The sequence below is a fragment of the Acinetobacter sp. M5A5_2a genome (assembly GCF_053345265.1).
Map to the genome: position 1 here is coordinate 1 of NZ_JBKEZV010000019.1, position 10,624 is coordinate 10,624.

Consider the following 10,624-nt stretch of genomic DNA (forward strand, 5'->3'; position numbering starts at 1 on the left):
TGGTTAAAACCCGCAAGAAAAATAATGGAAGAAGTTATAAAGTTCTTAGTTAACATCTTGTAGACAGAATTGTACGTATAATCACATTATTTTACATAAAAAAACACAATATTCAATTTTTCTTTATGTTCAAATAGATTGAAATTTATAAAAATTTAGTAATCACCTACTTCCATCCAGTTTATTTGTATCGAAAATCTGAATTCTTTTAAAAACTTTTATGGAGATGCTTGAGAAGCGAGTCTTTAGGAATTAAGAAATTATTTAACAGGTCATGTCTTCAGATAAAAAAGAGCACCTAAGTGCTCTCTTGATCTTATTGATTTTTGGATAAGGCAAAATTTATTGCCCTATCATATGCGTGTTCTTGTAGCTCAGTATATACATAGAAATCCTGTTCTGCCTTGGTAACAGGATTAATGAGTTTCATTGGTTCATAACTATGAGTATTTAAATCATTAGGATCAACATCAAAAGCTTCTAATTGCTGCTCTCTCCACTCGCCACTTAGAACACCACCCACACAAAGCCATTTTGTTGAATTGTCTGACATATATAATCCTTATTATTGGAGGTGCTTTTATACCATATCACGACCACCTTTAAGTCAGTTTAATTTTTCATCCCAACAAAAGAAAAAGCCCCGTGTTTAGGAGCTCTATAGCTAAGTTTTTTAATTCATCTTGGCGACTAAATTTAATGTGCTTTAAATTCAATACATTTTTAAAGCTTTTCCAAAGCTGACAGTACCATTGGGGCACTCATCATGCTTCTACTATGCATTCTTTTAGCAGAATGCACATTAAACTATCTTTTTAAATATTTACCCAATTTGCATGAAAACCTAAAGGCACTCGTACAGGTAAATCAATAGTAACTTGGGGTTCTTGCCCATGGCTCACCTTCATCTCCAACAGAAATTGAATAAGCAAAGCGATAGGGTTTCCAGACTAAACGTTCATCTAGGCGAGGAAATTCGTGAAATTGAATTATGTTCATTCAAAAATATTCATTTCTATTTAGTTTAAATAGCTAGATAAATACATTATTTCAATTACTTAGATTGCGCATGCGTTTTATATCTCTGAGCGGAGGTTCCCCAAACATTCGGGCATATTCCCTATTAAACTGACTAACACTCTCATAGCCAACGCGTATAGCAGCACTACCAGCATCCATATCTTCATAAAGCATCCAATGCCGTGCATCTTGCAAACGCAAATTTTTTAAATATTGCAAGGGGCTTAATCCAGTAAGAGTACGGAAATGCTGTCTAAAAGTAGATGAACTCATATGCGCTTTGGCTGCTAATTCATCTATTAAAATAGTATTTGTGTAGTTTAACTTCATCCAAGCAATTACTTGAGAAATTTGCTGACTTGGAGAGCCTACAGCAGCAAGATGCTGGAGCATTGGACCATGCTCACCGTCCAGTAACCGAATGATAATTTCTCGCTGAATTAAGGGTGCAATAAATGGAATTTTGTTAGGTTCATTTAAAAGTTTAATTAAACGCATTAAGGCATCAAGTAACCCATCATCTAATGCTATAACAGACATCGCTCTTGAAGGTCCACCTTTGTAAATTCTGGAAGCATTCATTTCCGTAGCAATTTGTACAATTAAATTTGCATCCAGATCTAAGCGTAATCCTAAATAAGGTTCTGTTATTGTGGCCTGTGTTACATAAGAGACAACTGGTAAATCAATCGTATTAATAAGTGCTTGTCCAGAACCATAATCAAAGATATCTTCTCCAAGTGTTACGCGCTTTCTGCCTTGTAGTGTGACACCTAAACCCAAGCCAAATACACATGGCATCGGATCAGTAACTGTACTGCGACGATAAATAGATAATACTGGAATTTCTGTAGGATAGTCCCCATCGTTTTGAGCAATATCTTCAACTAAAGAAAGGAGGAAATTATCTACACTAGACTGATTCATTTTAGCCCACTCCTCACAAAATCAGGATATCAATATACTGTTTAAGATTAACAGATTAAAATTTTATTAGTTATGCTTTTGCCACTTCTCATCATATTAGGCAAGAATTAAAGCAAATTTGGCAATCTAATTCTTCGTCTCCAGTGCAAACTAATATCCTCAATAGGCAAATAAAACTTAGGGTATATATGATGAAAAAAGTATTAATTATTAATACACATCAATTCTATGAAGGTATTTCTACTGGCACATTAAATAGCTCAATAGTTGAAATTATTAAAGAAACAATGCTTAGTCTAGATTGTGAAATCCAGCTTACCGAGGTTGAAAAAGGCTATGATATCAATGAAGAAGTGAATAAACATTTATGGGCTGACTTAATCATCACTCAGTCTCCCGTGTATTGGTTTGGCTCTCCATGGATCTATAAAAAATATATTGATGAAGTCTTTACTGAAGGTATGAAACAGGGAAGTTTTTTAACTGGTGATGGACGTACTCGACAGGATCCAACCAAGCAATACGGTACAGGCGGAAAGCTTTTCGGTAAAAAGTACATGTTATCTCTAACATGGAATGCTCCTCAAGAAGCATTTAATGATTCTAATCAAAAATTATTTGAAGGTAGATCTGTTGATGATGCATTTATTCACAACACAGCAAACTACAAATTTTGTGGTGTTGAAATATTACCAACATTTTCATTTTTCGATGTCATGAAAAATCCACAGATTAACAATGATATCGAGTCTCTAAAACAACAGCTATCCCAAATTTTTGACTAATTTTGAATAAGGTTCATAACATGAAAAATGACATTTCTAATATCCTTAATACAAGACTAGTAACTGATAAATTCAAATTACACAGTCTTGTTAAAAAAGGATTTTTAATTTCAACACTAACATTTGGAACCATGGTTTTTACTGCTCAAGCCACTCTTGCAGCAGAAATAAAAACGAAGATCAGCACAGAAATCAGTCAAAAAAATATGCGACATATAACTTTCAAAAATGGTCAAATCATAATGGCTGGTAATTTGTATTTACCAGATAACTTCAATGAGAAAAAACAATATCCTACAATTATTGTGACTCATCCTGGCGGTGGTGTAAAAGAACAAACCGCAGGCTTATATGCGCAAAAGCTGGCTAAAAAAGGATTTATCACCTTAGCATTTGATGCCTCTCACCAAGGTGAAAGTGGCGGTGAACCTAGATTTTTAGAGAATCCAACTGAACGTGTAGAAGATATTCGAAGTGGTATTGATTATCTCACGACATTGAAATTCGTTGATAAAGATCGTATTGCCGCACTTGGTATTTGTGCTGGTGGTGGATATAGCATTAATGCAGCAATGACAGAACACCGTATTAAAGCAGTGGGTACTGTGAGTGGTTTTGATATTGGTTTGGGATTCCGTAAAGGCTGGCATGGTGACGGAACTTTATCAGATCAATTAAAATTATTGGATCAAGTCGCTCAGCAAAGAACCCGAGAAGCAAATGGTGCAGAACCTGTATATATCAACTATGTGCCTGAAAAACCTGATGCGAATACACCACATGATTTACGAGAAGCGTCTGAATATTATAGAACTTCTCGGGGACAACATAAAAATTCCCAGAATAAATTATTATTTTCAAGTGTAGATAAAATTATTGCATTTGATGCTACAGAGAATATTCAAGAATTACTTAAGCAGCCACTACTATTAATAGCGGGGAGTGATGCTGAATCATTGTGGCACAGTAAACATTTCTATGATTTAGCCAAAACTAAAAAAGAACTATTCCTTGTTGATCATGCAACACATATGACCATGTATGATCAACCCGATCACGTTGATCAAGCAGTAGACAAATTGGCTTCTTTCTATAATACAAACCTTTAATATCTCAGTTAGTACTCTGATAAGTTTTTAAGTATATTTAGGTTAAAAACTACTTATTCTTAAAAAGCTTATCAGTCATATTTCCATCAATTTTACTACAATGTCCATTTTCGAAATATCGATCTTCATGACATATAGTCTCAACTTTATGAGTAGACTGCCACACAGCTTTATCTATAATAGACATAAAAACTATTATATATTGCTCTTTAATTTTGAAATTAAGATAAATTAATACTTCCCTATCCTTATACGAAAACCATGAGGACTTTCATCCGTAATTTTAATTGTATAAAGATATTTAAGCTGTTTTTGATCTTTCCTCATATCAATTTTAACTACCCCATCAGCCTTCGCGCCAACTATATCAACTTTATAAAAGTAAAGTGGTCGTTTAGGGATAGAATAATGGTCCGATCCAAAACTACTGATACTATAACTTTTAATTTCTCCAAATTTCTCATTTATCGTTTTATCTGTATATATCACTGATTCAACTCTTTGAATATTTCCCTTATTATTAATAATGAAATATGCCCCACCAAAAATAAGAAAAATTACAGTTAATAAAGCGATGTTTCGTTTTTTCTTCAAATCTTTAAATTCTATAAACATGTTGTTTTGTCGATATTTAGAAAAATCAATTATACAAACTATAGTGGTTTAATAGACCAATTAACTAAATTAATTTCTAATGGTAGATTCGGATTATTCCAAGCAGCTTTGACCTGATCAACCTTCTTTAAATTTTCAGCAGTACTTTTTCCTTTAACTTCAACCACAATATTCCCATTTTTTTCATTGTAGCTAACAGTTTGAATGGTATTAAAATAAATTTTTACTAGTTTTTGTGCTTTATTTATCTGACCTTTAGCAACCTCTCTAGTTTCTTTAGCACCATACTGGATATCAATAGGCAATTTACTTTTAGAAATTGCATTTCCTACTACTATATTTCGCTTTTCATTCTGGCCATAACCTTTAACTCTAACCACAATTTTATATGTAGGTGAGTTTTCAACATAAATACCAGCTACACGTCCTTTAAATTCTTTTTCAATAGCGTCGAGTGCAGAGTCTCGGTTAGCTTCTAAAAATAATGCTTTATTTGCTTCTGCTGTACTTACGCCATGCAATAAAGAATAACTACGGATGTCCTGCTCAAATCCCTCATTTGATACAGCAAATGTATAAGATGATGAAATTAAAATTGTTAGCGCTAATAGTTTTTTCACTTTTACCTTCTAATCAGAAATAAGTTTAAAATATAACGATATATTCTTTATATAAAAACCAACCAAAATTGAAGCACAAACCAAATATCGTTAAGCATTCCTTTAACAATTCATCATTAAATATAATATTTCCAAGGAAAAATTAAGAAATTACAATTTATAAAACACAATATTATGAACTGTTATTTTTTGTTTATTTTCTAAATAATCTTTTTACTTAACTTAATGTAAGTATCAGAAGTTATAAAAAATGCCTTGTACACCCTGACCAGTTCTTTTTATAAAAATAGACCAATCATAATTCCGGAAATTAATGAGCTAAATCGCTTATATTTTTATTTGATACATAGCCAAATGCCCTTTTCTATTTAATAATCAATTTACAGGCATTTTTTTCATCTGGCGATGTTTTAGCTGTTATAAATGGTTTAATTTTTTGAGTTGTTTCAGATTTTAAAAATTTGTTTTTATCTGTTATGAAAATATGAAAGTAAAGTGAATCATTAATTATCTCTTTTATAAGCGATGAGGATTTTAATAATTCTGGAATACAGTGGGTTGATATATTTTTTCTATTGCAAATCATTAGGACTAGCCCTAGTCCTTTGCCTTCACTCTTAACTTCAATGAGTTGTAAATCAGCGTCTGTAAGCATTTCAGACGATGCATTTGACAACACTCTTACAAATTCATAGATTGAGATAGATGTACCAAGAATATTTCGTGATGTAGGTACCCGACCATAAAGGTGTAGAACATCACCTCTGTAACCACATGGGCATAGGAAATCTTGTTCAAGCCCACCAACATCACCCATCATATGATTAAGCAAATGATTATTTTCAGGTACATTGACATTAACAGTGAGTTCACCACTTTCAGGATTTCTACTTATTTCCACATGTTCATAAATATGATAATGGTTACCGATAAGATATGAACACTGAAACCCTATAGGGCCTGTTTCCTGAGATGTATAAGCTAATGGTTTAATACATATACCAGGGAATAGTTCTTGAGCCTGATCAATTAATGAATCAGGAAATATTTCGCCAAGATAAAAAATATTTTTTAAGGTTGATAGTTGAGCCTTTCGCTCTGGTAATAAAAAGCATTCTGCAAAACTAGGAAGACATATTATAGTGTCAATTGAAAATGTATCCACAGCCTCACATAATACATCACTGTCGACAATGGATGCGAAAGGATAATATTTTACTTTAAGTAAACGGCAGATTTCATGTGCAAAAAGAAAACCACCCCAGAGGTTACCCGAAGTCAAACAATTAGCCACTGATGAGACTGCTAATTCATTGAATAGAGGCTTTAATGCTTGAGCTGCAGCAGAGGTAACAAACTGGTAACTATCCCATGGGTGTTCGACCGTTCTAGCTTTTTCAGTGGTCCCACCAGTTGCAAAGACTATGACTGACACAAAGGTTCCTCTCTATAAGCTGTTTTAAGGCAGATGAGCGAAATAATCGCAGAGCAAAGTATTGTGGTAAAAATAAAAATAGGAACATGTTCTGCTATATGAGTTATTAGCATTCCTGTTATCCATGTTCCAAATGCTTCCCCTGAATTTGAAATGATTAATATATAACTGAAAAGTATTCCAGATGAAATTTCAGAAGAAATTTGACTGGCTTTAAAGTAAATATCTGGAATGATAACTGACTCATAAATGCTGTATGCAATCAAAGCAGTTACGGCAATGTATACGGAATCAAGCAAGTAGATTGAAGATGTTGCTCCACAAATGAGAATGATATATGAACTATACTTATCATTTAATGATATTAATTTTGCGATCACTCCTTGCCATACACATATTGCGATACCAACTATAGAGAAAAATAAACCAGAATATTTCCCCATTTCAGGACTAATTTTATCTAAAAGAGTAGTTGTAGTGATAAATACCCCCATAATGAAAAAACAGAAGAAAGTTGAAAGTAGTAGGCGCTTTATCCCACTGCTAGCCATTACCCCCCCGAAAGCATGATATATACTGGATAAAGGTGATCTAGATATAGGTTTATGACTAGTTGGAAAAGTATAAATTATTGATAAAGCAGATAGTGCTAGGGCAATTCCAGATATAATTAGCAACAATAAAACAGTATCTATAAACTCATATTTCAATGCCACAATAGCCAATGTAGGAGCAATGAAAACTGCTAAATTTTGGCATAATGAGAATGTATTTAGTGCTTTTTTTAGATCTAATCCTGACAGGCTTTCGGCCAGTACCTCTCTTAAAAATGGTTTAGAAATAGATTTGGATAAAGCCATTAAAAAGAAGAATAATAACCAAGAAGAAAATGACAATGAGATATAAATTGTCACAAAAGCACTGCTTCGCAACAGAAGCGAAATAAAAATCAATTTTCTTCTAGAAAAACGTTCAAGGTATCCTGTAGTGGTCAGCATCAAAATACTTTCCAGTATTACAGCACCAGACAGACAAGCTGCGACATCTGTTGCACTGAGAGCTGGTGATTTACCCAGTAGAGGCAGAGCAAAAAAGAATGAAAACTCAGCTAAAAATACTGTAAAGTAGATTAAGTATGTAGTCCGATTAGTATGCATAATGTTTATGAATTATCCTTGTCAGACTGTCAAAAACAAATGCTCTTATCTTTTCGGGAAGTTTTGCTAGACCAGTTTCAGCAGTAGACATTTCATTAAAATAAAACCCCGATGCATTCATTAACCAATCTACAGACAATATAGAACAACCTGACTGCGCTAGTATCTTTTCGGATAAATATCGCATATCTTGAAAAAAAGGTGCATCACTACAAAGCTTAAGGAATTCTTGGTCGGTCAAAATTGTCTTTTCTCCACCAAGTGCGACATTCCCAATATAGTCATTATCTTTAGGTTTTCGTAATTCAATAAATGCTAACTCATTTTCAATAAAGAAAAACCTAACATCACAAGCATTTGAAAGATAAGGCATCATGAAATATTCAATAGATGATGCCGAAATTAGATTTCCTGTGCTGATTGCATGTTGAAGGTTATAGGACTTAATAACGCCAAAACCCATTCCAGTTCCAGTAGGTTTGAAAATATATTCTCCACTGTAATTAGCTGCAAAACTTTTTATAGCTGGGATGATATTTCGATGATAACCAATCATTGTAAAAGGAAGAATTGGAGCACCAGCTTTTGAGGCAAGTGACATCTGAGCTATTTTGTTCCATTCAAGAGTTTCAATTCCGGCAATACTTTCATTTAATAAGCATGCTCCTCTAGTTCTAAGGTAATACCGCAATGTTAATGAGATAGCTCTGGCCTGCGTATTTAGATTTGCAGGAGAAAGAATAAAAGCTGTTATTTTTTCATCTATAATTTGGTTCTTATATATCAGTTGAAGACCATTTTCTGGATGCATGGAAATGATACAGTCTTCTAGTGTAATAAAACGGAATACGATATTTCGCTTTTCAAGTTCAAACGAAAATTGAGCATATGACTCCTCGATATCATTTGCGTTATTATATTCTTCCCGAGCGACAATCCAGTATAAATTCATCGGTTAACCCTTTCGTTAGGCCCTTATTTATTGTTCTTTATCTCTGAGTATATTAACTAATGCTGTAAAACGTTTAAGGTCATTCTGAGAATGAGCCGCAGAGATAGCTACGCGTATAATACTTTCTGATTTAGGAACTGTCGGATACATAGCTGCTGTAGCTAAAAAACCATTAGTCTTAAGGAAACTAGCCGTCATTATGGCTTTATTTTCGCAACCGATATGGATCGTACGGATAGGACTTAGTTTTTCTTTTACATCAATATTAAGAACTGTCTTGTCAAAGTACTTAATATTTTGCATAAGTTTATATTGTAATTCATTTATTTCGCTAGAAAGGTGTATATCTGCAGAAGCTACGCAAGCTGCAATCCCGGGTAATGAAGGAGGTCCGCTAAAAATATAGTTTAGTGCGTATTTTTTAATGAAAGAAACGGCATGAGGATTGCTGAAAGACGCGGAACCACCATGTGAACCAAAGGCTTTTGATAGTGATGAAAGTAGAATAAGATTCTCACTAAATTCACCTAGTTGGTGTAATGTGTAACCACATCCATGTTCCCCAACAATTGATGTACCATGCGCATCGTCAACATAGTAGTAGCCGTTATATTCTTTTGCTAATCGGGCCAAAGTGCAGACATCATTGCTCCCCCCCATAGACCCTAAAGAATCGGATATAAGAATAGGGGTTTTTCCGCTTTCTTTACACTTCTTTAGTGAACTATATAACTGATCTAGATCAGAAAAACTTATCCTTTCAAGGCTACCAAATTGTTCTAAAATACCACGTAATATCTGAACCGAAGCATGTGTTGTTTTATCAACTATCCATTGCACTCCCTTTTTATTTATCTTGTAACCTGGAAGCTCGCCAGACCCTAAGACCGGGAGTACAGCCAAATGAGCAGCCCCAACAGAATTAAATATGACAGAATAAGAATCCATAAAAATTATATTTAATTTTGTTTCTAACTCATCAAATATGTCACATTTTGCTCGAGTTCTTGCAGCTGCATATTGCACTCCGAATTTATCGACAGAATCTTTAATTGCATTTCTTAAAGCAGGATGAAGTTCAAGTCCTAGATAAGAACAAGACATGAAATCTATATATTCTTGGCCCACGCTAGAAATAATTCCTCTTCCATTGGTACGAGAGGAAATCGTTAAATCGCTTATTCCTTGGGTCCAAATTTTTTCCTGATGGAAAGAGCTTAAGTTAATACGATTCGACAACCAGTTTTTTATAGTCATTAGAACTTCTCAATACTCGTATAATATTTTATTTATTTAGTGATAATTAAAATATTATGCATCTTAGTTAAATGTCAAATATCCACTTAATCCATCTATTTAATAAATATTCTACAATCTATGTTGTTGATATTTAAAGCACCACTTTTAATTTCAAACAACAAACAGAGTTCTTAAAATCTAATTTCAATACATAATTTTACATTTTAATATTAATGCAACATATAAAATCAATAAAATATCTTAATTTTCAATTAATTAAGACAAAATAAAATACAGAAAATAAGTAATAAAAATACTTGTGCTCCATTTTATAACCAAAAAAAATAATATGAATTAAATCGGTGCAAAATAAATACAGAATAAAAATAACACCTAAATTAATGCAAATCATAAAAAAGAAAAATCTTATATAAAATAGTTTATTAATATTATTTATTTATATTTTATTATTTATTTGGTATGGCTTTTGCTATACCTTTCACGCTTTTTTATTAAAGCAACACTAAACATAAATAAGGATAAATATATGCTTAATAACTCTATTATTGAATACTTACAACCATGTGTGGACGATATCTCACCTGTACGGGCTACAAACGTTAAATATGCTCAAGTACCTGATGAAGATATTTCACCAGTACGGGCTACAAACGTTAAATATGCTCAAGTACCTGATGAAGATATTTCACCAGTACGAGCTACAAACGTTAAATATGCTCAAGTACCTGATGAAGATATTTCGCC

The 10,624-nt window shown here is 33.1% G+C and carries 12 protein-coding genes; 3 read left to right on the forward strand and 9 right to left on the reverse strand.

From position 1 onward, the window contains the following. Window positions 1-316 precede the first annotated feature (316 nt). The 3 genes from ACLBWE_RS18980 to ACLBWE_RS18990 all read right to left on the reverse strand — a co-directional run bounded on the left by ACLBWE_RS18980 (window position 317) and on the right by ACLBWE_RS18990 (window position 1,947). Window positions 317-553 carry a hypothetical protein gene (locus ACLBWE_RS18980; RefSeq protein ID WP_045431740.1) on the reverse strand — a complete coding sequence of 79 codons (237 nt, stop codon included), beginning with the start codon at window positions 551-553 and terminating at the stop codon, window positions 317-319. Window positions 554-867: 314 nt separating this feature from the next. Further along, window positions 868-999: a hypothetical protein gene (locus tag ACLBWE_RS18985; protein ID WP_447604269.1), complete on the reverse strand. Its 132-nt coding sequence runs from the start codon at window positions 997-999 to the stop codon at window positions 868-870. Between the two features lie 51 nt (window positions 1,000-1,050). Then, entirely contained in the window at window positions 1,051-1,947 is an 897-nt protein-coding gene (locus tag ACLBWE_RS18990) for an AraC family transcriptional regulator N-terminal domain-containing protein (protein WP_447604270.1), read from the reverse strand. Between the two features lie 188 nt (window positions 1,948-2,135). Between ACLBWE_RS18990 and ACLBWE_RS18995 the strand changes: the two genes are divergently transcribed. Both ACLBWE_RS18995 and ACLBWE_RS19000 read left to right on the forward strand, forming a co-directional pair. Next, window positions 2,136-2,732, forward strand: coding sequence for an NAD(P)H-dependent oxidoreductase (locus ACLBWE_RS18995; RefSeq protein ID WP_228267565.1), 597 nt, complete (start codon window positions 2,136-2,138; stop codon window positions 2,730-2,732). A gap of 242 nt (window positions 2,733-2,974) precedes the next feature. Further along, window positions 2,975-3,841: an alpha/beta hydrolase gene (locus ACLBWE_RS19000; RefSeq protein ID WP_447604271.1), complete on the forward strand. Its 867-nt coding sequence runs from the start codon at window positions 2,975-2,977 to the stop codon at window positions 3,839-3,841. A gap of 231 nt (window positions 3,842-4,072) precedes the next feature. Here the strand turns inward: ACLBWE_RS19000 and ACLBWE_RS19005 are convergent, their stop codons facing one another. The 6 genes from ACLBWE_RS19005 to ACLBWE_RS19030 form a co-directional block, all read right to left on the reverse strand. After that, window positions 4,073-4,456, reverse strand: coding sequence for a hypothetical protein (locus ACLBWE_RS19005; protein ID WP_347020032.1), 384 nt, complete (start codon window positions 4,454-4,456; stop codon window positions 4,073-4,075). Between the two features lie 38 nt (window positions 4,457-4,494). Further along, window positions 4,495-5,076, reverse strand: coding sequence for a hypothetical protein (locus ACLBWE_RS19010; protein ID WP_447604272.1), 582 nt, complete (start codon window positions 5,074-5,076; stop codon window positions 4,495-4,497). Window positions 5,077-5,440: 364 nt separating this feature from the next. Then, window positions 5,441-6,511: a hypothetical protein gene (locus tag ACLBWE_RS19015; protein WP_447604273.1), complete on the reverse strand. Its 1,071-nt coding sequence runs from the start codon at window positions 6,509-6,511 to the stop codon at window positions 5,441-5,443. After that, window positions 6,499-7,668 (reverse strand): MFS transporter, encoded by a 1,170-nt coding sequence (locus tag ACLBWE_RS19020; RefSeq protein WP_447604274.1) that lies wholly within the window; start codon window positions 7,666-7,668, stop codon window positions 6,499-6,501. The genes ACLBWE_RS19015 and ACLBWE_RS19020 overlap by 13 nt, the downstream gene beginning before the upstream one ends. Further along, window positions 7,658-8,620 (reverse strand): ATP-grasp domain-containing protein, encoded by a 963-nt coding sequence (locus tag ACLBWE_RS19025; RefSeq protein ID WP_199943151.1) that lies wholly within the window; start codon window positions 8,618-8,620, stop codon window positions 7,658-7,660. The genes ACLBWE_RS19020 and ACLBWE_RS19025 overlap by 11 nt, the downstream gene beginning before the upstream one ends. 27 nt (window positions 8,621-8,647) lie before the next feature. Then, a complete protein-coding gene (locus tag ACLBWE_RS19030; RefSeq protein WP_447604275.1) occupies window positions 8,648-9,877 on the reverse strand; it encodes an aminotransferase class I/II-fold pyridoxal phosphate-dependent enzyme in 1,230 nt (409 codons plus the stop codon). A gap of 529 nt (window positions 9,878-10,406) precedes the next feature. Here ACLBWE_RS19030 and ACLBWE_RS19035 point away from each other — a divergent pair. Beyond that, on the forward strand, window positions 10,407-10,624 hold a 218-nt coding region (locus ACLBWE_RS19035), incomplete at its 3' end, for a hypothetical protein (protein WP_447604276.1).

What these genes read in the sequence shown, in the direction of transcription:
- ACLBWE_RS18995 (WP_228267565.1), top strand. Translation starts at nt 2,136, where the DNA reads ATGATGAAAAAAGTATTAATTATTAATACACATCAATTCTATGAAGGT.
- ACLBWE_RS19030 (WP_447604275.1), bottom strand. Translation starts at nt 9,877, where the DNA reads ATGACTATAAAAAACTGGTTGTCGAATCGTATTAACTTAAGCTCTTTC.
- ACLBWE_RS19000 (WP_447604271.1), top strand. Translation starts at nt 2,975, where the DNA reads ATGGCTGGTAATTTGTATTTACCAGATAACTTCAATGAGAAAAAACAA.
- ACLBWE_RS19025 (WP_199943151.1), bottom strand. Translation starts at nt 8,620, where the DNA reads ATGAATTTATACTGGATTGTCGCTCGGGAAGAATATAATAACGCAAAT.
- ACLBWE_RS19020 (WP_447604274.1), bottom strand. Translation starts at nt 7,668, where the DNA reads ATGCATACTAATCGGACTACATACTTAATCTACTTTACAGTATTTTTA.
- ACLBWE_RS18980 (WP_045431740.1), bottom strand. Translation starts at nt 553, where the DNA reads ATGTCAGACAATTCAACAAAATGGCTTTGTGTGGGTGGTGTTCTAAGT.
- ACLBWE_RS18990 (WP_447604270.1), bottom strand. Translation starts at nt 1,947, where the DNA reads ATGAATCAGTCTAGTGTAGATAATTTCCTCCTTTCTTTAGTTGAAGAT.
- ACLBWE_RS19005 (WP_347020032.1), bottom strand. Translation starts at nt 4,456, where the DNA reads ATGTTTATAGAATTTAAAGATTTGAAGAAAAAACGAAACATCGCTTTA.
- ACLBWE_RS18985 (WP_447604269.1), bottom strand. Translation starts at nt 999, where the DNA reads ATGAACATAATTCAATTTCACGAATTTCCTCGCCTAGATGAACGTTTA.